At 56.5% G+C, this 24,114-nt stretch carries 22 protein-coding genes; 11 read left to right on the forward strand and 11 right to left on the reverse strand.

Annotated elements, in window-relative coordinates; translation table 11 throughout:
• Positions 1–82: 82 nt before the first annotated feature.
• A complete protein-coding gene (locus ABRP31_RS11415; protein ID WP_349970734.1) occupies positions 83–1,045 on the reverse strand; it encodes a class I SAM-dependent methyltransferase in 963 nt (320 codons plus the stop codon).
• A gap of 66 nt (positions 1,046–1,111) precedes the next feature.
• Positions 1,112–2,047, reverse strand: a complete 936-nt coding sequence (locus tag ABRP31_RS11420) for an AEC family transporter (protein ID WP_349970735.1) — start codon at positions 2,045–2,047, stop codon at positions 1,112–1,114.
• 223 nt (positions 2,048–2,270) lie between these two features.
• On the opposite strand from ABRP31_RS11420, the gene ABRP31_RS11425 reads away from it, so the two are divergent.
• A complete protein-coding gene (locus ABRP31_RS11425) occupies positions 2,271–4,127 on the forward strand; it encodes a pyruvate kinase (RefSeq protein ID WP_349970736.1) in 1,857 nt (618 codons plus the stop codon).
• A gap of 47 nt (positions 4,128–4,174) precedes the next feature.
• Here ABRP31_RS11425 and ppk2 read toward each other — a convergent pair whose 3' ends face one another.
• The 3 genes from ppk2 to ABRP31_RS11440 form a co-directional block, all read right to left on the reverse strand.
• Positions 4,175–5,092: a polyphosphate kinase 2 gene (gene ppk2 / locus ABRP31_RS11430; RefSeq protein ID WP_349970737.1), complete on the reverse strand. Its 918-nt coding sequence runs from the start codon at positions 5,090–5,092 to the stop codon at positions 4,175–4,177.
• A gap of 75 nt (positions 5,093–5,167) precedes the next feature.
• Positions 5,168–5,872, reverse strand: a complete 705-nt coding sequence (locus ABRP31_RS11435) for a YoaK family protein (protein WP_349970738.1) — start codon at positions 5,870–5,872, stop codon at positions 5,168–5,170.
• 48 nt (positions 5,873–5,920) lie between these two features.
• Positions 5,921–6,148 (reverse strand): hypothetical protein, encoded by a 228-nt coding sequence (locus ABRP31_RS11440; protein WP_027900182.1) that lies wholly within the window; start codon positions 6,146–6,148, stop codon positions 5,921–5,923.
• Positions 6,149–6,389: 241 nt separating this feature from the next.
• Between ABRP31_RS11440 and tssI the strand changes: the two genes are divergently transcribed.
• The 5 genes from tssI to ABRP31_RS11465 are packed head-to-tail and all read left to right on the forward strand — an operon-like array spanning position 6,390 to position 15,129.
• The gene (tssI, locus tag ABRP31_RS11445) at positions 6,390–8,477 is read left to right on the forward strand and encodes a type VI secretion system tip protein TssI/VgrG (RefSeq protein WP_349970739.1); all 2,088 of its coding nucleotides are present in this window, start codon (positions 6,390–6,392) and stop codon (positions 8,475–8,477) included.
• Positions 8,477–9,259, forward strand: coding sequence for a DUF4123 domain-containing protein (locus tag ABRP31_RS11450; protein WP_349970740.1), 783 nt, complete (start codon positions 8,477–8,479; stop codon positions 9,257–9,259). The genes tssI and ABRP31_RS11450 overlap by 1 nt, the downstream gene beginning before the upstream one ends.
• Position 9,260: 1 nt before the next feature.
• Positions 9,261–12,980, forward strand: a complete 3,720-nt coding sequence (locus ABRP31_RS11455) for a hypothetical protein (RefSeq protein WP_349970741.1) — start codon at positions 9,261–9,263, stop codon at positions 12,978–12,980.
• The gene (locus tag ABRP31_RS11460) at positions 12,977–14,047 is read left to right on the forward strand and encodes a hypothetical protein (protein WP_349970742.1); all 1,071 of its coding nucleotides are present in this window, start codon (positions 12,977–12,979) and stop codon (positions 14,045–14,047) included. Before ABRP31_RS11455 ends, ABRP31_RS11460 begins: the two co-directional genes overlap by 4 nt.
• A gap of 5 nt (positions 14,048–14,052) precedes the next feature.
• Entirely contained in the window at positions 14,053–15,129 is a 1,077-nt protein-coding gene (locus tag ABRP31_RS11465) for a hypothetical protein (RefSeq protein ID WP_349970743.1), read from the forward strand.
• 75 nt (positions 15,130–15,204) lie between these two features.
• On the opposite strand, the gene ABRP31_RS11470 is transcribed toward ABRP31_RS11465, so the two are convergent.
• Positions 15,205–15,546 (reverse strand): FKBP-type peptidyl-prolyl cis-trans isomerase, encoded by a 342-nt coding sequence (locus ABRP31_RS11470; RefSeq protein WP_349970744.1) that lies wholly within the window; start codon positions 15,544–15,546, stop codon positions 15,205–15,207.
• 315 nt (positions 15,547–15,861) lie between these two features.
• On the opposite strand from ABRP31_RS11470, the gene ABRP31_RS11475 reads away from it, so the two are divergent.
• The gene (locus ABRP31_RS11475; protein WP_349970745.1) at positions 15,862–16,626 is read left to right on the forward strand and encodes an SDR family oxidoreductase; all 765 of its coding nucleotides are present in this window, start codon (positions 15,862–15,864) and stop codon (positions 16,624–16,626) included.
• A gap of 9 nt (positions 16,627–16,635) precedes the next feature.
• On the opposite strand, the gene ABRP31_RS11480 is transcribed toward ABRP31_RS11475, so the two are convergent.
• From ABRP31_RS11480 to ABRP31_RS11495, 4 genes are all read right to left on the reverse strand, one after another.
• Positions 16,636–16,926 (reverse strand): hypothetical protein, encoded by a 291-nt coding sequence (locus tag ABRP31_RS11480; protein WP_087273385.1) that lies wholly within the window; start codon positions 16,924–16,926, stop codon positions 16,636–16,638.
• 364 nt (positions 16,927–17,290) lie between these two features.
• Entirely contained in the window at positions 17,291–18,250 is a 960-nt protein-coding gene (locus ABRP31_RS11485; protein ID WP_349970844.1) for a threo-3-hydroxy-L-aspartate ammonia-lyase, read from the reverse strand.
• Between the two features lie 39 nt (positions 18,251–18,289).
• Positions 18,290–18,679 (reverse strand): RidA family protein, encoded by a 390-nt coding sequence (locus ABRP31_RS11490; protein WP_349970746.1) that lies wholly within the window; start codon positions 18,677–18,679, stop codon positions 18,290–18,292.
• A gap of 46 nt (positions 18,680–18,725) precedes the next feature.
• Complete coding sequence (locus ABRP31_RS11495; protein WP_349970747.1) at positions 18,726–19,349, reverse strand: helix-turn-helix transcriptional regulator; 624 nt, start codon at positions 19,347–19,349, stop codon at positions 18,726–18,728.
• 413 nt (positions 19,350–19,762) lie between these two features.
• Between ABRP31_RS11495 and ABRP31_RS11500 the strand changes: the two genes are divergently transcribed.
• From ABRP31_RS11500 to ABRP31_RS11515, 4 genes are read left to right on the forward strand one after another with little or no spacing between them, the layout of a single operon-like run.
• A complete protein-coding gene (locus tag ABRP31_RS11500) occupies positions 19,763–20,428 on the forward strand; it encodes an amino acid ABC transporter permease (RefSeq protein WP_349970748.1) in 666 nt (221 codons plus the stop codon).
• Positions 20,409–21,068, forward strand: coding sequence for an amino acid ABC transporter permease (locus tag ABRP31_RS11505; protein ID WP_349970749.1), 660 nt, complete (start codon positions 20,409–20,411; stop codon positions 21,066–21,068). Before ABRP31_RS11500 ends, ABRP31_RS11505 begins: the two co-directional genes overlap by 20 nt.
• A complete protein-coding gene (locus ABRP31_RS11510) occupies positions 21,065–21,826 on the forward strand; it encodes an amino acid ABC transporter ATP-binding protein (RefSeq protein ID WP_349970750.1) in 762 nt (253 codons plus the stop codon). Before ABRP31_RS11505 ends, ABRP31_RS11510 begins: the two co-directional genes overlap by 4 nt.
• Positions 21,823–22,695 carry a transporter substrate-binding domain-containing protein gene (locus tag ABRP31_RS11515; RefSeq protein WP_349970751.1) on the forward strand — a complete coding sequence of 291 codons (873 nt, stop codon included), beginning with the start codon at positions 21,823–21,825 and terminating at the stop codon, positions 22,693–22,695. The genes ABRP31_RS11510 and ABRP31_RS11515 overlap by 4 nt, the downstream gene beginning before the upstream one ends.
• A gap of 215 nt (positions 22,696–22,910) precedes the next feature.
• Here ABRP31_RS11515 and ABRP31_RS11520 read toward each other — a convergent pair whose 3' ends face one another.
• Positions 22,911–23,849 (reverse strand): fatty acid desaturase, encoded by a 939-nt coding sequence (locus ABRP31_RS11520; RefSeq protein ID WP_349970752.1) that lies wholly within the window; start codon positions 23,847–23,849, stop codon positions 22,911–22,913.
• Between the last annotated feature and the right edge of the window lie 265 nt (positions 23,850–24,114).

A 24,114-nucleotide genomic window follows, 5' to 3' on the forward strand; every position in this document is an offset into this window, starting at 1 on the left:
ATAGATGTTTATTTGGCGCCATTAAATATTAATTGGATCCACTTCGTGACTTTAAAGTTGCGAAGCTAACTAACGATCGCTGTTATGTTACAGCGTCTGAGGCTTGAAAAGTGTCGGTAAAGAGCAGTGCTTTAAGCCCGCCCTCGACTTCGGCATCCGGGAACTCAGGCGGATTGGGCAGGCGTTGTTCGAAGCGCAGGCCAGGTGCTTCGGTGGCGGTGTGGTTAATCAGGAAGTCGGAACCCAGGCTTGGCTCGTTCATGCAGGCCAGCACCTGACCGCCGGGAACCAGTAGTTCGGGCATCCGTCGCAGGACTTTCTGGTAATCCTTGTCGAGCAGGAAGCTGCCGCGCTGGAAGGAGGGCGGATCAATGATGACCAAATCATAAGGGCCGGATTTTTTCACTTTGCCCCAGGACTTGAACAGCTCGTGATCCAGAAAGCTGACTTTGCGCAAGTCGTGCTGATTCAGGCGGTGGTTCTCCCGTCCGCGAGTAAGCGCGGCGCGGGACATGTCCAGATTGACCACATGTTCGGCACCGCCTGCAATGGCCGCCACCGAAAAACCACAGGTGTAGGCAAACAGATTCAATACCCGCTTGCCTTGCGCCTGCGCACGGACCCAGTCGCGCCCGTAACGCATGTCCAGAAACAGACCACAGTTTTGCTTCCTGCCCAGATCCACCCTGAAGTGCAGGCCGCTTTCAGTGATTTGCCATTCTTCGACCCGCTCACCCAGTAGCCATTCAGTGGTGCTTTCGGGCAGATAGCGATGTTGCAGCAACAAGGTATGCGCCTTGCTGTTCAGCCATTGTGGCGTACGGGTCAGATCCAGCAGCAATTGAGTCAGTGCTTCAAGCTCGGCCTTTGCGGGTTCGCGAAAGAGCGACACCAGCACCACGCCCTGCATCCAGTCGACCGTCACCTGTTCAAGTCCCGGCCATACGCGGCCTCGGCCGTGAAACAGACGGCGTGTTTCATCGGGTGCGGTTTGCAGGGCATCCAGCAGATGCTGGTTCAGGACGGCGAGTGCTTCTGGGGTCATGACGGGCAATCAGTGGCGAAAAGGCGCGACATGTTAAACGTTATCGACGCCGGACGGGCAGCAACGTCAACCGGCATGACTGATCAGGTACAGACAGATCGAAAGTGTCACGAGCGAGCCGAGGGTCGACACCAGAATCGTGCTCGAGACCAGTGACGCTTCGCGCTTGTAGTATTCCGCGAGCATGAAAGGGCCAGTGCCGGTTGGCAGTGCACTGAGCAGCAAGGCGGCATTTGCCCATAGAAGCGGCACGTCGAATACATGAAACACCAGCACCCAGGTCAGCAGCGGGTGGCCGATCAGCTTGATCAGGACCAACTGCGACGTTCCCTCACGGGTACCTTGCTGTTTTTCGGCGAGGAACAGGCCAAGTGCAACTAATGCGCAGGGACTGGTGGCCGCACCCAGCAGGCTGAGCAGTTTTTCCAGCGCACCGGGCAGAGGCGTGCTGGTGCTAGCCCATAACGCGCCGAGGATCGGAGACACCACAAGAGGATTTTTCGCCAGCGCCAGAAGTACTTTCAATGCAATGCGGTGCGGTCGGCGCTCGGTTTGCAGTCCGACTTCGACACAGACCAGCGCCAGGCCAAACAATACGCAGACCACCAGGAGCGCTCCGACCAGCGCCGGTTCCAGCCCCTCTTGACCAAGCACCATCACGCACAGCGGGATACCGATATAACCCGCGTTGGCATAGGAACCACCGAGTGCATCGATGCTGGCGTCGGCCAGATTAGTGCCTTTCTTCCAGCGCAGGAGCAGGGTGACGACGAACACCGATAAGGTGCTCAAGGTAAAGCCGATAACGAAACCGGGGTGCCAGATCTGCTCCCAGGTCGATGTCGCGGTAACGCTGAAGAGCAGCGCCGGTAAACACAGCCAGACCACCATCCGGTTTATTTCCGACGCGGCATTGGGGCCCAGGCGGTTCGTGCGACGGCAGATAAACCCCAGCAGGATCAGGGCGAAAATCGGCAGCAATACATTGAGAACAGCAAACATTCAGGCCAGACCCGTTGCGCGCAAACAGGCGGGCAAGGTTAAGCACGAAAATCGTTAGCGTCCAATCTATTTTTTCCTTGCTGCGCAGGCCCGTCCATCTGCTGGCCGTCCACGGTAAGCAGATCGTCACAATCGAGTCTTAGCCTTTAAGTCCGCACATTGCGCTGGTCCAGGTGCTTGTCTGACGGACCGCAATGGTCTCCATTCGAAGCGAGTGCCCGCCATGACGATTATAGAAACCGACTTCAACGTGTTGGATGAGCAACAAATACGAGCCGCGCTCAAGCGTCTTTCTTTTTTGCGAGTCAAGATGGAGGCTGCTGCCCGCACGCCCATCGAGAGCATGCAAGTACATCCTGATTATCTGGACAGCGCCCGCAACTTGTTGGGCTATCTCGCGTTGCGCCGCCATGATATTCGCCCTCTGCAACAGCAGTTGTCCGGGCTTGGCCTTTCCTCCCTGGGACGCTGTGAAGCCAATACGCTCGCATCGGTCGACAGGGTCATCGATGTCTTGAAACGCTTGATTCCCGGCGCGGAGCTTGAAGAGAACTCGGGCAGCGTGGTGAACCAGGCAGGGGAAAAGCTCTTGAACCTGCACGCGGACCAGTTATTCGGCGGGCCATCGCCAGAGCGGGGCGTGCGCATCATGGTGACCATGCCTCATGAGGCAGCGACCAATCCTTCCATGGTCGGCGAACTGGTGCGGGCGGGCATGGATTGTCAACGCATCAACTGCGCTCACGATGACCCGGCTACCTGGCTGAAAATGATTGAGCATGGTCGCAACGCCGCTGCCAAGGTCGGCAGAACCTGCCAGGTCATGATGGACCTGGCAGGGCCGAAGTTGCGCACGGGGCAGATACAACCCGGCCCCGCGGTGTTGAAAATCCGCCCGCAACGCGATGATTTCGGACGCATAGTGACCCCCGCTCAAGTCTGGCTTGCCGAAGAACCGAAGGCCTTTTCAGGCGATGACTATTGTTTGCAGATGCCGGGAAAATGGTTAACGCAGTTGCAGGTCGGTGATGAGCTTGCGTTCAGGGACGCGAGGGATTCAAGTCGTTCATTGTCTATCGTTGAAGTCACGGGGCAAGGCTGTCGGGCGGAGCTGCGCAAGACGGCCTATATGATTCCCGGTATAGAGCTGCACCTGAAAAAACAGAGGGGGCGGCCAAAGTCAGAACGCATCACCGGCGTGCCACCCCGGGAGCAAAGCATTGTGCTCAACGAAGGGGATGTTTTACTGCTGAGCGCCGATGCCAGTCACGGCCATCCTGCAGTGATGGACAGCACCGGCAAGGTCCTGACACCGGCGCGTATCGGGTGTACGTTGCCTGAGGTGTTCAAGGACCTGCGCGCCAACGAACCGATATGGTTTGACGATGGGAAAATCGGTGGGCGCATTCAGTCAGTGCAGGCCGACGTCGTTACTGTCCGTATTACTCATGCGCCGGGCGGCGCCAAACTGAAAAGCGACAAGGGTATCAATCTGCCCGACAGCGAGCTGCAACTCGACGCGCTGTCGCCCGAGGATCTGGACGCACTTGCGTTCGCCAGTCGGCATGCAGACGTGGTGGAGTTGTCGTTCGTGAACAGCCCTGAAGACGTCAAATCACTTCTGGCGCATTTGAAGCGTCTTGATGCCGAGCATCTGGGTGTCGTGTTGAAAATTGAAACACGACGCGGATTCGAAAGCCTCGCTGCGTTGTTACTGGCAGGCATGCAGAATCCGCGGCTGGGCGTGATGATTGCCCGGGGAGATCTGGCGGTAGAAAACGGTTTCGAGCGAACTGCAGAGTTGCAGGAAGAAATCCTGTGTATTTGCGAGGCGGCCCATGTCCCTGTGATCTGGGCGACTCAAGTGCTGGACACCCTGGCCAAGACTGGCGCTGCAACCCGTGCCGAAATTACTGATGCGGCGATGGGCGTGCGAGCAGAGTGTGTGATGCTCAACAAAGGCCCGCACATTCTGGAGGCCATGGGTACGCTGGACGATTTATTGGTGCGCATGCAAGGGCATCGCAGCAAGAAGCGTGACTTGCTGCGCAAGCTGAGTATCGCGGAGCTGAACGCCTGAGCCTTCCGAACGCCTGGACTCTGGTCCAGACGCTCTTCGGGCTGTGCTCAATAAATTTGCGGGATGATCAGCTCACTGGGCGTCGGCACGCGGCTGTAATCCTCCCGGCGCTGACGCTCTGGCAGTTCAATTGCCGGTTGCTCGACCTCTTCGTAGGGCATCTGATCGAGCAAATGATGGATGCAGTTCAGACGTGCAGTTTTCTTGTCGTCCGCCTGTACGACCCACCACGGCGCTTCAGCGATGTGAGTACGCTCAAGCATGATTTCCTTGGCTTTGGTGTAATCCTCCCAGCGACGACGCGACTCGAGGTCCATTGGGCTGAGCTTCCATTGCTTGAGCGGATCATGGATACGGCTGAGAAAGCGCAAGTGCTGTTCCTGATCGGAGATCGAGAACCAGTACTTGATCAACTGAATGCCGGAGCGGGCGAGCATGCGTTCAAACTCGGGTACGGTACGGAAGAACTCTTCGTACTGATCGTCATCGCAAAAACCCATGACCTTTTCCACGCCCGCGCGGTTATACCAACTGCGGTCGAACAGGACGATTTCACCGGCGGCGGGCAGGTGCGAAACGTAGCGCTGGAAATACCACTGGGTGCGTTCACGGTCATTGGGGGCGGGCAGCGCGGCGACACGGCAGACCCGAGGGTTGAGGCGCTGAGTGATACGTTTGATGACGCCGCCCTTACCAGCGGCATCGCGACCCTCGAAAAGGATCACGACTTTGTGCCCGGTCTTCACGACCCAGCTTTGTAACTTGACCAGTTCACCCTGCAGGCGGAACAGCTCACTGAAATACAGGTGGCGGGCTTTCTTCTCATCGTTGTCACTGATATCGCTTTCGAACAGCTTGTCCAGGCTGTACTCGTCTTCAGCCAGTTCAAGTTCCAGCTCTTCGTCGTTATGGTCGAGCAGTTCACGATGGATGCGACGCGCGAGATTTTCGTGGGTAGGAGACATGTCGGGCGCTCACCTGTAGGAAAAGTCCTCAGATGTTAATCAGCCGATATGACGCAAAAGTGACAGTTTGAAGACTTAGCGTGGGATATAACGACGCTGCCAGCGATAGGGGATCAACAGGGTCAGAAGCCCCAGCAGTGCGGCGAATGCACCGCTTATCAATAGCGCATTGGGCCCGAGTCGACTTTCCAGAAGCGCGCCGATGACCGCTCCTGCGCACATGCCAGCCCAGGGCACCAGTTGTATCCGCCAGCCGTCACGGCGTTCGCCGAGCATCCAGCGCCCAAGGCCTCGGCCAAATCGCGAAAGTGCGCCCGTGACATACGTCAGCCCCACCGGCAGACCGTTGACCTGTTCGACGGCGGCATTGAGCATGCCCATGGCCAGAATCGCCGCCATGACGGTCAGAATCTGCGAGCCCATTGGCCAGGCTGCGGCTGCGCAGAGCAGCATACCGATACTCAGCAGCAAGGGCAGGGCGCGTCGGCCACTCAATCGGGCGACGATCACCCCCAGTGCGTTACCGACCACGAACGTGATAATTGCCAGCGCCAGACGAGACGTGGTGCTGAGGTCTCCATCGCTGATCGCCACCGCCAGGCGAGTAGTGTTGCCGCTCATGAAGGACACGTAGTCACCGGTCGCCATGAAACCGATGGCATCTGTCATGCCTGCCAGCACCGAAAGGCTCGCAGCCAATGACATACCTACACGCCCGCGCCATTTCTGCATGTGCAGATGCTTCAGATTAGCGCTGGCACTGGCGGTAGAAGGAAGCATCGAAGGTCCCCGCATTGATCACTGATTCAGACGCGAACATTGCAACGCTTAAAGTGCCTTGGCGCGAACGATTCGCTTGGCTTTGATCTCATCGGCATAGGCTTTGAGCTGGTCGGCATCGCCATACAGCCGGTTGACCAATTGCAGAATGGCCGTGACGTCGACATCGGTCATTTGTTCAGCAAGCTTGAGTATTTCGTTGGCCGTGCTTTCAAGGTTTTCAGCGGTCCCTTTGAGGTGACGCTTGAGCTCCTGGGTTGGCTTGTTCAGGGCCATGATGTTTCCTTCTTATAAGTACCGGTGATTTCTATGCGGTGGAGCATCGCTTTTTCTGGGGGAACAAGCAATGTGTCGGCTACCTACTTATCCATAAGAGACGTCCTGGCAGGCTGTAATCCGATAACTGAGACTTCCCTTGTTTCGGAAGCCTCCTACAAACCTGCTCTGCATCGGCTGACTGACGTATCGAGCGCCTTTCGGCAAAGTCCCGCCCTTTACTCAGGCCAAGGACTCGCCCATGTTCAACCCCGCCAATCGCGCCTCGTTCACGCTGGAAATCGACGGGCTTGAGCATGATTTACGAGTGCTGGCCTTCACGGCCAAAGAGTCCATCAGTCGGCCGTTCAGCGTACGCATGGAGCTGGTCAGCGAGCGGGCCAATCTCAAACTGGAAGAGCTGCTGCACCGTCTGGCCTTCCTGAAAATTGACGCTGACGGTAACGGCTTTCACGGGCAGATTGGCGAAATTGCCCAGGGTGATTCGGGCAAGCGCTTTACCCACTACTTCATCCAGTTGATCCCTTGCCTCAAACGTCTGGAATACCGCCGCAATCATCGTATTTTCCAGGGCAAGACGGTCCCGGACATCATCGCGCTGGTCCTCAAGGATCACGCGATCTTCAGTAATGCATTTGCTTTCAGGTTGCGCGAATCCTGCAAGCCTCGCGACTACTGCACCCAGTATCAGGAAACCGACCTGCATTTCGTGCGCAGGTTGTGTGAAGAAGAGGGCATCCACTTTCACTTCCAGCACAGCCCAGGCGCGCATCTGCTGGTGTTTGCGGACGACCCGATTCAATTGCCGGTGCTCAAACCTGCGGTGGCTTATGTACAGAGCAGCGGGCTGGTCGCGGAAGCTTCGGTCATCAACAAATTCAACGTTCGTCTCGCAACACGTTCAGGCAAGGCCAGCCAGCAGACCTATCACTTTCAATTGCCCAAGGTGAACCTGCTCAGCAGCGCGGGCGGCGAGGGTCGTAGTGAGCTGGAGGATTACCACTATCCAGCGCCGTTCACCGACCTCAGCGTCGGCACGCGTCAGGCGCGAAAGGCACTGGAACGAAACCGCAGCGACGTTCAACTGGCCAGTGGCAACAGCGATCAGAGCGCGCTGGTCAGCGGTCACTTGTTTGAACTGACGCATCCCAATCCGCAGTGGAGCCAACAATGGCTGCTGACCTCGGTTTTCCACGAGGGCAAACAGCCGCAGGTGCTGGAAGAATCCATGCCTCGCTCGTCTGAGCGGGAGGCCTTTACCCAGGGCTATCGCAACCGTTTTGAAGCCATCCCCGGCGAAGTGCCGTTTCGTCCACCGCTCAGGCACCGCAAGCCACGGGTTTTGGGCAGCCAGCACGCGGTGGTCACCGGCCCGCAGGGCGAAGAGATTTACTGCGACGAATATGGCCGGATCAAGGTCAAGTTCTTCTGGGACCGTGAAGGCAAGCGTAACGAGCATTCCAGCTGCTGGCTGCGGGTCGCCACCGGCTGGGCGCACGAGCAATACGGCACGGCGATGATCCCGCGAGTCGGCATGGAAGTGATCGTCGGTTACTTCGACGCCGATCCGGACCAGCCGTACGTGCAGGCTTGCCTGCCCAATGCCGGTACGCGATCACCGCTGAACCTGCCGGCGCAGAATACCCAGACCGTGCTCAAGACCCAAAGCAGCCCTGGGGGCGCAGGCTTCAACGAACTGCGTATCGAAGACCGCAAAGGCGCCGAGTCCATTTCCATCCGTGCTCAACGCAACTGGTCCGAGCACGTCCTCAACGATCAGTCGATTCAGGTCGACAACCAGCGCAAGGTCAAGGTCACCGGGCTGTCCAGCCACGAGTTACACGGCGAAGAACACCACCTCACGCACGGTGCCCGTAAAACCCTGGTGCTGGCTGATGATTCGTTGACGGTAGTGGGCAACCAGCACATCAGTGCTGCGAATCATCTGGTCAGCGCTGCGCAGGAAATCCACCTGTCGGCCGGGCAAAACATGATTGTCGACGCCACGTTGAGTACGACGATCAAGGCAGGTGGTCACTGGATATCGATTACTCCCGCGGGGATTTTTACCAGCGTTCCGATTCTGCTGGGTGGGATTCCGGTGCCGGGGATGCCGTCGACACCTTCACTGCCGATGTCGCTGGACAAGCAAACGGCAATCACTGCGCCCAAGTCTGCTGCAGATCATTCAAGTCTGGCGCTTCCCGAGCTACTGGTGGGTGACACCCCGATTGTCGAGCTGTGCCAGAAGCCTGAAGGTAAAACGCCGATGGAATGCCCGTTGGCGCATTGCCCTTGTGCAAGAAAACTACGCGAAGGTGGGCAGTAATGAATACCTGGATACTGCTTGAACGTACAAAGTCAGTTTTGCCGCAGCTGTACCGAAGGGTCGGAGCTCCCCAGCTCTCAATGCTTTTCGACACCACTGAATTAGCCGCTTATACCGAGCAAAGCCCGATTCTGGTAACGACCGATGAAACCTCGGACTTGTTCAAAGCCGTACAGCAAGCACCTGAAGACTGGCCAGGTTTGATCATCCAGAGTCATCACTCGACATCGGTGGTGCTGGCACATCTGCGTCACATTCTGCTGGTCCGCTTTGATGACTTGGGCAGAGGCGTTTTGCGGTACTCCAATCCCGTCACTGCCAGCTATTTTTTCCCGGCTTGTCAGCCCGACTCACTCAACTACTGGCTTGGGCCGATCAGCCGCCTGAGTTGGTACGGCGGGACGTGGGCAGACCGAGCCTCGAGCACCTATTCCTGGCGGAATATTGAGAACCTGGAGGCGCAAAGCTGGAAACCCTTCGCGTTTGAATCCGCCCTCGACAGCCATCAACAACAGGCCCTTCGGTGCCATCAGCAGGATCACTTCCTGTACCGATGGTGGCTCAAACAAAGTGATCTTTGTTATTCGCGAGGCCAGCAGTGGCTGCATGAAGGGCTGGGCTACGGATTCACAAAGGCTTACTCGCTTGAGCATTACCTGAATGTGCGTCGGGACTATCCAGCGGCTGACGTGCCGCAAGAGTTGCCTAAAGGCTCCGACGAAATTCGTTTTGCCTACCTGCTGCACCACCTGCAAAAAAACATCATCGGACAGGAAAACTGAAATGTCGCACAACGTCGGCGATCTGAGCCGTGGCCCTTGCTGTGAGATCAACAAACTCATCGTTCAGGTGGTTGGTAATGACCATCCTGCGAGCCAGCGCCTGGCTTTTTATGAGCGCCACAGCGACAAACGACTGGACGCAATTACCGCTCAGGATTGTCCGGAAACCATTACGGCGTTCATGTGTGCGCCGAGCATGTTGCATGTCTGGGACTGGAGCGGCGATCCTCGGCACCGGATGATGCTTGAGGTTGACTCAGAGTGTGGGCCACCGATTCTGTTACCGTTGCCTGACGTCGGCATCACAGTCCGGCAACTGGATCAGCAGCACAACCAGATCGTCCCGATATTGCCATTCGTGGCGCTGCCCGGAACCAACAGTGCCCATGACCACGGTACGCCGGTGCTATGCCGTGCCGGTTATATTTATGCGTTCCTCGGTAATCGCCTGTGGCGCGAACTGGAAGTTCAGGTCACGGACGAAGGCACCACCTATCACGACATCGATCTGGACAGGTTCCGTATTGAGGGCGGGTACGCCGATGATGCCCGGCTAGCCACGGGCAAGGGACTGGACGACATCTGGCTGCCCGCCAACTGGAACAATAGACGCGTTGAAGCCGAATTATGCTTTAGCGAAGTGCAGCTCAACCATGCGCGACTCAAACGTCTGGAGCAGGATCCGGCACTGCGTAAACAACGCTGCCAACGACCCGACCTCAGGGTTGCGCGAGATGCCTCCAACCGTCGCTTTCAGGACAAGCCCGACGGTAAGGCCATGCTTGAAGCGTTCAGCGCCTTCGATGCGTTTGACGTCATTAGCCAGTCTGAAACGAGTGCTGCTCATACCACCTGGTTGAACCTCAGGCAGCATGCCTTCCCGGTGTCGGTTCCAGCGCCGCAACGCGGGCGGCAGATTGGCTTTGAATGGATGCTCGATCAACCCGCCCAGTATCTGTGCGATCTGAGTGGGCAGTTTCTGGCTACTGCTTTCAAGGCTGCGCGGCAGCACGTTCAAACGTGTGAAGACGGGAAGGCCGCCTATCGTCAGCAACGCCTCGAAACAGGAGCCTGGGCGCAGCGTCTGGAGCAAATCGTTGAGCCGAAGGCCGAACACAACAGCGGATTATGGGAGCCTCATCCGTCCGCCGAGGACGTGCTATCGAATGCTCGTACCCGACACCTCTACGGCGTAATGCTGGAGGACACGCATTACCGAATGCGGCATTTGAACACCCGTATTCAGGAGCAACAGCAGTTACTGGAATTGTGTGGCGCTCGGGCGCAACAGTACGGTCATCACGGCAGCGCGCTGCTGGTACAGCAGTTGATCGTGCCCGCGTCCATTGGCGGCCAGAAAAACCCGATGCATCAACAACTGGAGCATCTCAAAGAGCAAGGGCGGCTGGACATCAATCGCTTTACCGCTACCGGCGAGCGCACCCAGTTGTGGCGCAGCCTGGAAATGAGTCAGTCGCTGCTCTGTGAGTGCCTGCAACAGCCGCGTACTGAGCAGAGCCTTGCTGATTACGCGAGCCAGGACGGGTTCAAATACGCGGCTTCTCTCTACTTCATCAGTCAGATGTTCGTCACGCTGGCGTTGCGCCCAGCGGCTTACGATCCATTGGCGGTCAGTGGCGACATTACTGATGCCGTAACCCTGCTCAGTCTTTACAGTCCGAAAGAGAGCGCCGGTCAGCGCTGGCTCGCTAAAGTCGTCAACGATCCAGAGCATCCGCTGCACCGGATGCTTTGGCCAGATGTCGAGCAGCAGGACCTCAACGCTCCTTATCAGCCGCCCAGTACCCCTGAAGTTAATCAGGGCGACGGACAGTTTCGCGCCACTGAACTAGCGACAATCGAGCGGAGCAACTTTTTCCCGCCTACAAGCCCCGGCGATATCAACAGCCTGTTCCTGGCAACGTTGCTTAAAAGCGGCAATCTCAACTCCACGCTCACGACAGCTGCTAAAGGTGCCGCCGGGGCACTCATTGCTGTCCATGAAAACCTGCAAGGCGCTGTCGAAGCTGCCGAGCAGGCTTTGCATAAAGCGAAGCAGGCAGGTGCCCGGCAATCTTCCACACCTTGGCGTGCAAGTACTGCGATACAACGGCGGGGCGTTGCACAGCTGCGCAGCATGCTGCCTGACACCTTTGGCGACCTGCATTTCCTTGCCCGTGCCGAGGCCCATCACAAGGAATACTACGTTTTCGGTCTGGACGACTTGCCCGAGCAGCCCAACCGTTCTGCCCAGACGTATGGGGTATATCGCAATCAAAACGGGGTCATGAAAAGTCCAGCTGAGCGACACGGCTACGCCGAGCAGCCCGTAATACTCTCGCCTGACCGAAAGGTGCTTGGCATGCCAGGGCAACATCCCACCTCAATATCGGTGCGTGACGCGAATCAGCGCTTCAATGAGGCGTGGCAGAAAGAGTTGATGGATAGCGCAGCGGATACGGCGGAAAGGGCTAGCGCGATAGAGAAGGCGGCGAAGCAGCTTGATGGGCTACGCAGTAACGGGTTTTTCGAGGTGTTGAATTCGGCTCCATTTGCGGGGGTAGTGGTGGGGCTGGAGCTTTGGAATTTGAGGAATGAGTTGGATGCCTGGGACCAGGTAAATAGGGAGAAAAATCATATTCGAGGTGGCGCGGGTACTTTCGCCGCAGGCTTTGATCTCGCTATTGCGATGGAGGCTATAACCGTAAAACTAGCGGGTAGCAAATCTGCACTGGCAGCAGCACGTAAGACTTTGCTCACTATCTCAGAAGCCTCCGCGAAACGTCTTCTTGGATCGCTAAGCAATCGCTTGGTCAAGAAAATCAGCGCGCGCCTCTTTGGTCAGATGGGTGCAGGCTTGCTATTCGCTGGCCTTAACCTCTATGACGCTTGGTACTCCTACCGATGGGGAGATGATGGCTATATCGGCCACTTGCTTATGGCCGCTGGAGGGCTTATCGGTGCAGCCGGTAGTCTCATCGTCAGCAGCAGTGCGTTTCTCGGTCTATCGCCAGCGGGTTGGGCTTGTTTGCTTTTAATCGGTATAGGGGCCGCCTGGGTTTTTATGTTTAGCAGTAGCCCCGTGGAAGACTGGTTGAAAAAAGGTCCTTTTGGGGATGATCCCTACAACATGGCGGATCACCTGCGTGACCCCCAAACAGCTTTTTACTACCTCGTCAGCCTGCTGGCCAACATCCGGATCGGCGTAGATCGCAACCCGGATTTCAAGTCTGAAGCCAAGCTGGATTTTCGCGACACGGTGCCCTTCGAAGTACGCAGTGCTAACACACGGATCCGCATTGAAAGCAATCTGAGCGGGCTATTCGGGGGGCCGAGTTCTTTAAATACTAAAGCTCTGCTTAACCTGAAAAGCTTCGAGGTTTATTTCGAAGCAAGCAGTGAGCGCAGCAGAACGAACAGCTCCCAAATCGATGTGACGCCCGTTGCCCACCGACTCTGGCCAGAGGCCATGGAACTGTTCGTGAGTACGCCGTTTTCTTACAAGGCAGAACCTCTCGCGAACCTGCCCGAGGTTTATCACGTATGGCGAGTACGTGCTCAGTTCAGCTTGAACGACGGGCAGCGCATCTGTGTCTTTCCCGCTCCACCCCCCAAGGACCCAACGCCCTTCGACCCGGCCTATGCCAAGCCGGATTTTGAAAACATCGAACGTCTGTTCTGGGCTGATGAACAAACACACAGAGCGAAGACTGCGCTATGACGACAGAGCAGACCTCTTACTACGCCGAGACAGCCTATCGGTCGGACAAGATCCCCGATCAGTTGCCTTCCGAAGAGCGGTCCTGGTTAAAACGCTTTGGCAAACGCCGCTTGCCATGGGGGTACACGCTAGACATTGCTCCCGATGACTTTTTGCGGGAGAGAGCACCGGATAAATTGCGGTTTCAGGAACAGATGCGCAAAGAACGAGAGGATAAAAAGGCGGCAGGCATCTATGTACCAGCTCCTTATGAGCACTTGGACTTTCATGATCGACATGATCATGAGCGATTCAGGTTTTCACTTTGGTCCACCAGATCGCAGTTTTGGTTGTATATTTTGATATTCGGCAAAGGTTTTTTCCTAGTCGGAATTATTCCTGCGCTGATGACCTTAGGAACTGCAGCTTTTTACTTGAGTGATCCCTGGATTGAAGTAGCAACAGACATGGTCGGATATTTATTCTCATGGCTTTTGGGAATTCCTCTCCTCTGCTGGGCTATAGGATCCCTCGTCATCCACAAATTCCCCAAACTCTGGGTTAAACCCTCCCGTGGCCCCATCTGGGAGTTGAATCGTCGCACAGGTCTCGTAACCCTATTCGACTACAAGAATAACGGCGAATACAAAAAGAACGGCACTATCGGCGAACTGACGGCCCCATTTTATGAGTTCGATGCTTACATCGTTTCCGTAGCAGAGCGGCAGGGCTCGATGAACCATGTGCTGTTTCTCGCCCATCGTTACCGGGACATTGTTATCGACTTCTCCGCCTTGGTGAACCTGGATAACCGCTGGCAAATGCCCTGCGCGCTGTGGGATTTTCTGCAGAACTACATGGACACCAGTGGTCCGCTGCCGGAGTTGCCGCGCTACGAAGAGTTCCGCCACCTTGATCCCACGACCGCTGCCTACGATCAGCAAACCGGGCGTCCGCCGCGTTTCTGGATCGATATGGACGACGCAACGTACAAAAAGCATCTGGACCATTTGCTAGACAGCATTGATGACATCGACACTTTTCGGCGCCCAAACCTGATGGCGCAGTATGTGCGGTATGTGGATTGAAACCGATGACGACTAACTGTAGTGAAATACCTTACTACGCCCCGACAGCCTACCGCCCGGATAATATCCCCGATCAACTGCCTTCAGCAGAGCGGTCCTGGTTAAAACGCTTCGGCAAACGCCGCTTGCCATGGGGATATACGCTAGATATTGCCCCCGATGATTTCATGCGTAAACGCTCGCCCAGCAGCTTGCGATTTCGCGAACAGATGGATAAAGAACGAGAAGAGAAAAAGGCGGCGGGCACTTATGTGCCAGCTCCTTATGAGTACGTGGACTTTCATGATCGACATGATCATCAGCGGTTCAGGTTTTCGTTATGGTCCGCGAGATCACAGTTTTGGTTATATCTTTTGATGTTCGGTAAAGGGTTATTTCTGGTTGGGATTGTGCCATCGCTGTTTGCTCTCATATCAGCGGTATATCTAGATCCCGAACCATGGTTGTTTGTTACGCTAGATTTGATTAACGGCTTTTTTTCTTGGTTTTTAGGACTTCCTCTTCTCTGCTGGGCCATAGGGTCTCTCGTCATCCACAAATTCCCCAAACTCTGGGTCAAACCCTCCCGTGGCCCGATCTGGGAGTTGAATCGCCGTACCGGCCTGGTAACCCTATTCGACTACAAGAATAACGGCGAATACAAAAAGAACGGCACCGTCGGCGAACTGACGGCCCCATTTTATGAATTCGATGCTTACATCGTCTCCGCAGTAGAGCGGCAGGGCTCGATGAACCATGTACTGTTTCTCGCCCATCGATATAGGGACATCGTTATCGACTTCTCCGCCCTGGTAAACCTGGATAACCGCTGGCAAATGCCCTGCGCGCTATGGGATTTCATTCAGAACTACATGGACACCAGTGGTCCGCTGCCGGAGTTGCCGCGTTACGAGAAGTTCCGCCACCTCGATCCCACCACCGCTGCCTACGATCAGCAAACCGGCCGGCCGCCGCGTTTCTGGATTGATATGGACGACGCGATGTACAAACAGCATCTGGACCATTTGCTGGACAGCATTGATGACATCGACACTTTTCGACGCCCAAATTTGATGGCGCAGTATGTGAGGTATGTGGATTGAAGCCGGCGACCTCGAGTTGCAGTGAAATAACTTATCGAGCGCGTGCCTTGCCTTCACTGCTCCGCTATTGATCTCTCAATCATCCCGAGTCAAAACCTCCAGCAATTCAATCTCAAAATACAAATCAGACCCCGGTTTGATATACGCGCCCATCTGCCGATCGCCGTACGCCAGATGCGCAGGCACGAACAGGGTGCGGATGCCGCCGACTTTCATGCCCATCAAGCCTTGATCCCAACCTTTGATAACGCGCCCGGTGCCGATCACGCACTGGAAAGGCTTGCCGCGTTCATGGGAGGAGTCGAACACGGTGCCGTCTTCCAGTTTGCCGGTGTATTGGGTGGTGATCAGCGCGCCTTTGACGACTTCCTTGCCGTCACCGGTGCGGATGTCTGTGATCAGCAATTCGTTGTTCATGGTGTTTTTCTCTAATAAAGCGACAAGGGCGGCTTTTTCTCAGGAAAGCGTCAGTGGTGCAAGGGTTTGATGAGTTAATCGGCATTGAATGCCACCCCCGCTAAAGCGCTCCTACACTCAACATGCAAACTACTGCATGTAATGCATTATCTGTAGGAGCAGCCGAAGGCTGCGAGGCATTCAGTCTGACACACCGCGATCGCAGCCTTCGGCAGCTCCTACAGATCCTGTGTTTGCAACTCGATGGCGCGGATCCAGCAAGGCCGGGTAATCTCCTGTGCTATCCGCACTTTTCGAATCAGAAGGAGTACCAGAATGACCAGCACCAACGCTTCAAAGGTTGCACTTGTCACGGGCGCAGGCAGCGGCATTGGTCGTGCTGTTGCGTTGGGTATGCTGGAGGATGGCTACAGCCTGGTGTTGGCGGGGCGTCGTCAGGAGCCGCTCGACGAATTGGCGGCGGTTATTGGCGAGGCGGGTGGCAAGGCCATCGCAGTGTCCACCGACGTGCGTGATCCAGCGAGCGTCGATGCGCTGTTTACGAAGATTGAAGAGGCTTATGGCCGCCTGGACGTGTTGTTCAACAACGCCGGTGTGGGTGCTCCGGCCGTGCCGGTGGATGAGCTTGACGTCGAGAAGTGGCTGAACGTGATCGACACCAACGTGACTGGGGTCTTTCTTTGCGCCCGCGCCGCGTTCGGGCTGATGCGCAGGCAGGTGCCGCAGGGTGGCCGGATCATCAACAACGGCTCGATTTCCGCCCACACGCCACGTCCATTCAGCTCGCCTTATACAGCGAGCAAACACGCTGTGCTCGGGTTGACCAAAACCTTTGCACTGGACGGGCGTGAATACAACATTGCCTGCGGTCAGATCGACATCGGTAATGCCTTGACCGAACTCGCGGCACGCATGACCACCGGCGTGCGACAGGCCAACGGGCAGACCGCCGTGGAGCCGATGATGGACGTCAAGGAAGTCGCCGACGCGGTGCGTTACATGGCGGGCTTGCCGCTGTCGACCAACGTGCTGAACATGACCGTTATGGCCACTAACATGCCGTTCGTTGGTCGCGGCTAGGTCACAGGTTTAGTTCAGGTTCTGGCTGGCAACGACCATGGCCTGGGCGATGTTGTTTTTTTCTGCTTCGGTGAAACCGTCCCAGACATGCACCTTGGCGTAGTAGCCCAGGCCCGCCAGGGAGTAGATGCTCAGGGTGAACACGATGAAAATGGTCACGAATGTCCAGCGGCCGCCGTCATTCTCTTCACGGGACGAGAAGTTCTCGGTGTAGGTGTCATTGTTGCCGTTGCGGGATACCGCATTGGAAGCCAGACGTTTGAACCATTGGAGCAGGTAGATCATGACGAGTCGCAGCATGGTAGTAGCCTCAAGTTTTAAAAGTGTGCAGTAGGGCGCCCGTTGGGCTGGCCCGAAATCGTCGTTTGCGCTCATGGCGCGCTCGGCTACAAATGCCGAAAACGAAAAAAGCCCGTCTATGACGGGCTTTTCTTTTTATAAATCTGGTCAAGTCGTCGGGCTTCGATGTTGACGACTGATGATGTCGTTGACGTTCGATTCCGCGTACGCTTGCCGGTATTGCAACATTTTAGAACAATTGGTTTTCTCCATCTATGACCGTTCGGCGGTTGTCAGACAACTAGTTGAATTACTGCTGTGGCATTTTGTCGCGCAGCATGCAGGGTTTCGGAAAGCAACCCAGTTGTCCGGCATCAATCCGGATCTACTTCGCCAATAACGCCGCATAGCGTTGCAGATCGACGTTGCCGCCACTGATCAGGACTCCGACTTTCTGTCCTTTGAGCTGGTCTTTGATCTGCAGTGCGGCGGCAAAGCTCAGGCAGCCAGTGGGTTCGACGACCATTTTCATTCGCTCGGCGTAGAAACGCATGGCCTCGATGAGTTGCGTATCGGAGACCGTGAGGATGTCGTCCACGTCACGGCGAATGATCGGAAAGGTGTGGTTGCCCAGATACTGCGTTTGTGCGCCATCAGCGATGGTATCTGGAACGGCGATCCGGACGATTTCTCCCGAGTGGAACGAACGTTGCCCGTCGTTCCCGGCTTCCGGTTCCACGCCATACAGCTTGCAGGTCGGTGACAGTGCGCGGGTAGACAGTGCGGAGCCTGCCAGCAGTCCGCCGCCACCGAGGCAAACCAGCAACGTATCCAGCGGGCCTACTTCTTCGAACAGCTCCTTGGCCGCCGTACCCTGTCCGGCAATCACATCGGGATGATCGTAAGGTGGAATCAGGGTCATGCCCAGACGCTCGGAATGTTCGCGGCCGATGGCTTCGCGATCTTCGGTCTGGCGGTTGTAAAGCACCACGTTTGCGCCGTATTCACGGGTCGCCGCAATCTTCGTAAGCGGCGCGTCGTGAGGCATGACGATGGTGGCCGGAATGCCCAGCAGCCGGGCGGCGAGGGCGACGCCCTGAGCATGATTGCCAGAGGAAAACGCCACCACTCCACGCTTGCGTTGTTGCTCGTCAAATTTGGCCAGGGCATTGAAAGCACCGCGAAACTTGAAGGCGCCTACCCGCTGCAGGTTCTCGCATTTAAAAAATACCTGGGCGTCAAACAGGCTGTCTGCGGTGCGCGACGTCAGAACCGGCGTGCGATTGGCCTGGCCAACCAGGCGTAAGGCAGCGTCTTCAACATCTTGATAGGTGGGGAGCGTCAATGTGTTCACGTGGGTTATCACCTTCTCGAAATGAAAATGTCAGGCCGCAACGGCCATGGCTTCGACTTCTAAAGCGCAGCCGTAATGCAGTTGTGCAACGCCCGCAACGGCTCTGGCGGGACGGTGCTCACCCATCCATTCGCCGTAGAGGCGATTGAACAGCGGCCACTGATCAATGTTCGTGACGTACACCCGAACCTGCACCAACTGTTTTCTGCTGATGCCTGCCGCCTCCAGACAGCTGTCCAGATTGAGCAACACTTGCCGTGTCTGATCTTCAAACGAGGCATTCGCCAGATGCGCCCCGTCGGCAGTGATCGGTAATTGCCCGCTTATCATCACGAAGCCATTGGCGATGGACAGGTGCGAGTAGTGTCCGGCGGGTGGAGTGATGGCGTTGCTGTTCTTGCAGATGATTGACTGGGGCATGGAGCTTCTCTCGATCAAGGCGATGAGGATAAAGACAGCGCAGCGGTTATTTCAGGTAGCTGTAAGCGGCAGCCCGGGATACGCCCAAGTGCTGCGCGACGACGTCCATGGACTTACGCACTTCCAGCGCACCCGACGCTTTCAGCTCTCGAAGCAGGGCGCGGCGTTCATCTGCCTTGAGTGAGCGCGGCGTGCTCGCCGATCGGCCTGCAAACTCATCGATCCGTTTGCGAATGCTCTGCGCGCTGTCCACTTCCAGCGACTCATCCACGACGCAATCGACGCGGGTGAACTGGGCCATGGCCGTTTGCACGCCTTGAAACAGGGTCAGATCGACGTTCATGCACAGCGCTGCAACGTATTGCCCTTCGACATTACGGATACCGATGGAGGTGCTTTTGGCCTGACGTCCATCCGGAAAACGGTTGGCGTAATTGGCGATGACTTGTGGATAGGACGGATCTGCAATTCGCGCCAGCCCCAACTCGGTAGCCGGGTCGCCGACCTTGCGCCCCGACAGGTTGTTATGAATCGCGTAGATCGCGTGATCCGGAGCCTGCAAGTCATGCACGACCACTTCGCAAAACGGTCCGAAGGTCTCCCCGAGGCCTTGAGCGACCTGTTTGAGTTGTTCGAGCAGGTTGCGGGTTTCTGCAGAAGCGTCGGACATGGGAGATAGCGTCTTGATGAAGGGTTAAGACGAAGTATCCAGAAATTGACTGTTTGTAAATATTGTCCTTGGCCGATTTCCTTTGCAGGGCCTCCGGTGCCCCTGACGCCACTGTGCAAAGTACACAGAGAAGCCGTAGGAGCGGCTTTAGCCGAGCGGGCCCCCGTCCATTCGCCATGTATCCCTCGCCCGAAATAATGTACTCCCGGCTAAAGCCGGTCCTACGGCTTCTGCCTGCCGTTGCGAGCGAGGCGCGGTTGGCCGCACTCACCATTGATAAGTGGCTCTATGCTTATGCGAAACAGGTATTAAATTTAAATAAAACAGAAGGTTAAGCTATATATCAATAAGCCCATTCAAGGCCCTCATTCGATGTATTTCTGCCTCTTTAGACCTGCCTCGGACGGTCAGCAATGACTTTCGACTATGCCTTCGCGTTATCCACGTTACCTGCCTTTCTCAAAGCTGTTGGTGTCACGTTGCAAGTGGGGCTGATCGCCATTCTCACTTCGCTGATCGTGGCGGTCATCAATGCGGCCATTGCCACTTTCAAGGTGCCGGTCCTGCATCGCCTGGTACCGGTTTACGTAGAATTGGCGCGTAACACGCCGCTATTGATTCAGCTGTTTTTCATCTACTTCGCGTTGCCGAGCATCGGGATCAAAATTTCCGGATTTGCCTCTGCAATCATCGCCATGACCTTTCTCGGCGGTGCGTACCTCACCGAGATTCTGCGTGCCGGGATTGAGGCAGTTCCCAAGGCGCAGATCGAGTCCGGGCTCTCTATCGGCCTGTCGCGCTGGCAATTACTGCGGCATGTGATCCTGCCTCAGGCCGGTATCCTCAGCCTGCCAGCGTTGTTTGCCAACTTTGTATTTTTGCTCAAGGAGACCACCGTGGTCTCGGCGGTTGCTGTGCCGGAAATTCTCTACACCACTAAAAGCTACATCGCGCTGTACTACAAAACCTATGAAATGCTCGCGGTCATGACCGGCTTGTGCCTATTGGTGTTCTTGCCACTGTCGCTGTTGCTGGGCGTTCTGGAAAGGAGGCTCCAGCATGGCCAGTTCGGGTCTTGATCTGCTCTGGATTTCCGCGCCGCAATTGTTGACCGGCGCAAGCCGCACGCTGGGTATTTCGCTGCTGGCGATTTTGCTCAGCAGTATCGGCGGGTTGTTATATGGCGTGCTGCGCAGCCTTGGCAAACGCTGGCTTGATGTGCCACTGCGGATTTATCTGGAACTGTTTCGGGCGATTCCGGTGCTGGTCTGGCTCTATCTGTTCTTCTTCGGTTTGCCGATCTTCCTGGGGTTGAGCATCCCGGCGTTCTGGTGCGCGGTGCTGGTGTTGTCCTTGTGGGGCTCCAGTGAAGTGGGCGAGGTCGTGCGTGGCGGGCTGCGCTCCATTCCACGCGGGCAGCGCGAAGCCGGTTTGGCTATCGGGCTGGGGCTGGTCCAACTCTATGGTCGTGTGCTGCTGCCCCAGGCCCTCAAACGTCTGACCCCGCCCGTGATCAATGTCTACACCCGGCTGATCAAGACCAGCTCGCTGGCGGTGCTGATTGGTGTGGTGGATGTGACCAAGGTGGGCCAGCAGATCATTGAGCGAACCTACGAGTCAGTGCTGATCTACGGCTTCCTGTTTCTGTTCTTTTTCTTTGTTTGCTATCCGCTGTCGGCCGCGTCCCGCGTGCTTGAACGGCGCTGGAGCCACTCATGACTACTTTGATCGAACTATCCGGCTTCAGTAAAAGCTTCGGCGATACACCCGTTCTCCAGTCCGTCGACCTGCAAGTGAAAGAGGGGGAGGTGGTGGTGATCCTGGGCCCAAGCGGCTGCGGCAAAAGTACCTTGCTGCGCTGCCTGAACGGCCTGGAGTTGGGGCACGCCGGCAGCCTGCATTTTGCCGGCAAGGTACTGCCAGCCAATGCTGACTGGCGCAAGGTTCGCCAGCAGATTGGCATGGTGTTCCAGAGCTATCACCTGTTTCCGCACATGACCGTGCTGGACAACATCCTGCTTGGCCCGCTGCAGGTGCAAAAGCGCGCAGCGGGCGAGGCTCGGCAGCAAGCTGAGGCCCTTCTGGAGCGAGTCGGCCTGGCGGACAAACGCGATGCTTATCCGCGTGAGTTGTCCGGCGGGCAGCAGCAACGCATCGCTATCGTTCGCGCGCTGTGCATGAACCCCAAAGTCATGCTGTTTGATGAGGTCACCGCAGCTCTTGATCCGGAAATGGTCAAGGAAGTGCTGGAGGTAATTCTCGACCTTGCTGAAGGCGGCATGACCATGCTTATCGTCACTCACGAAATGGCTTTCGCCCGTGCGGTGGCAGATCGAATCCTGTTCATGGACCGCGGCCGTATTGCGGAACAGAACGACCCCGAAACTTTCTTCAGTGCCCCGCAGACCGCACGCGCGCAGCAGTTCCTGGAGAGGTTCTCCTACGTGGAAAACATGCCAAAAAGGAAAGCATCGTGAGTTTTAAAACTGCCCTCGTTATACCGCTGATTGCCCTGAGTCTGCTGGCCGGTTGCGACAAGCCTGCTGAACAGAAACCTGTCGCCAAGGCGGCACCGTCACCCTCCAGCAGCTACCTGGAAACCATCAAGGCCCGTGGCAAGTTGATTGTCGGGGTATTCAGCGACAAACCGCCGTTTGGCTTCGTCAGTGAGAAGGGCGAATACGTCGGGTTTGATACCGATCTGGCCAAGCGTTTTGCCAAGGATCTGCTCGGCGACGAGAAGAAAATCGAGTTTGTAGTCGTGGAGCCAGCCAGCCGGATTCCGTTCCTGCAAAGCGACAAGGTCGATCTGATTCTGGCCAACGTAACCGTAACGCCGGAGCGCCGCGAAGCGGTGGAATTCACTAACCCGAATCTGCGTGTAGCAGTGCAGGCGCTAGTGCCTGATGCTAGCCCGGTGAAGACGCTTGAGGATCTGGCTACCAAGACCACCATCGTCACCACCGGCACTACTGCAGATGTCTGGCTGACCAAGAACCATCCTGACTGGAAAGTGCTCAAGTTCGACAAAAACTCCGAGTCCCTGCAAGCGCTGGCCAATGGTCGTGGTGATGCTTACGCCCAGGACAACCTGGTGCTGTTCAGTTGGGCGAAGAAAAACCCCGGCTATCGTGTACTGCCTGAGAAACTCGGTGACGAAGCGCCAATCGCGCCAGCCGTGAAAAAGGGCAACATCGAACTGCGTGACTGGATAAACGCAGAGCTGGCGAAATTGGGCGAAGAGAAATACCTGCTCAAACTGTACGACCAATATGTTCGTGCGGAGCTTGCTGAAGGCACCGATCCAAATTCGGTGATCGTTGAAGGCGGTAACTGGAAGCCTTGATCTTCAGGCGTTAACCCGTAGCAAGTACGAACCGGCCTAGTGCCGGTTCTTTAGGTATTGGGGGGAGCTTTTCAGCGCGCTGCAATGAAGCAGGACCGGCTTTAGTCGGGAGAGGGGCGGCACTTTCGCTGCCTGCCTTTGGGCAGCAACAACGTTCTTGCGGCTAAAGCCAGTCCTGCAGGCGGCACGACAGCTTCGTCTCAGGCCGAGCCGCCTCAGTGCCACGGATGCTGCGGGCTATCAATCGGCCGCAAGCCATGCTGACGGAACAACTCACCGTAACCCGCTACCAGAAACTGGCCGCTGCGCTGCAGCCAGTCTTCGCGGCGTTCCTTGTATACCCGGGGCAGGTAATACCAGGGCACGCCGGGGAGATCGTGATGAATCAAATGCAAATTCAGATTCAGGAACAGCCAGCGCCATGGCCAGCCGGCTTCATTGATCACCGAACGATGCTCCGGCGATTGCGCAGGACGGTGCTCATAGAACGATCGCACCATGGACAATGCCAACGCCAGAACGCTGGCCAGCAAATAGTCGAATACGCCGATACCGCCCTGTGCCTGGACGAATAAAAGCAGCCCGACCACACACGCGGTGTGCGTCAGCCACATCATCCAGGCCTGTAGCTCCCCACGACCTAACCTGCGCAATTCTTCCGTCGCCAGGCCGACCAGCGCAATCAGTGGGCCCACCAGCAATCGCCCGCACAGGGTTTTGTTCAGCCAGTGCAGCGCGCGCGCACCTCTGCCGTTGCCTTGCCAGTGCTGGCCGCTGAAGTAGCGGCTTTCAGGATCACGCTGCGGCAGGGTCAACTCTTCATCGCGGTGATGCAGCAGATGGCTGTCGCGATACAGGGTGTAGGGGTACCAGATTGCCAATGGTGCATAGCCCAGCAGCTTGTTCACCCACAACCAGCGAGTGGGATGACCATGAAGCAATTCGTGTTGCACCGACATCCAGAAAGTAATCACCGGCACCAACAACACAAGGGTCAACCCCCGGCCTAGATGCTGCGAGTAATGAATCAATGCGAACCACGCTGCGCAGGTGCCGATCAGTAACAGCCAGGTCGGCCAGTCAGTGCGGGCAGTCCAGGTTGAGCGCAATTGAGCGATGCGCTGGCGATGCGCGGTATCCAGATAGTTGGGCATGTGTGCAGCCAAAAAGGCAGGTGGAGACCAAGGGTCCAGTGGCCGCACATTAACAACTCTGTTTATGTCTGAATAATCACATATTGGTCCATTTATATAGCGTCAAGTAATTAGAAAGGTGATGTGGCAGTCCGATTTCTCATCATGATTGATTGGGAAAACATAACGTTTCATTGACATTCAAGGCGTGGTGAACAGCGGCCTGCCCGGACAGCGGCGATTTCCGTGCTTATGCTGCGAATGGAGGCACCTATAACTTTGCTGG

Source organism: Pseudomonas caspiana (genome assembly GCF_040224095.2).
Taxonomy (GTDB): Bacteria; Pseudomonadota; Gammaproteobacteria; order Pseudomonadales; family Pseudomonadaceae; genus Aquipseudomonas; species Aquipseudomonas caspiana.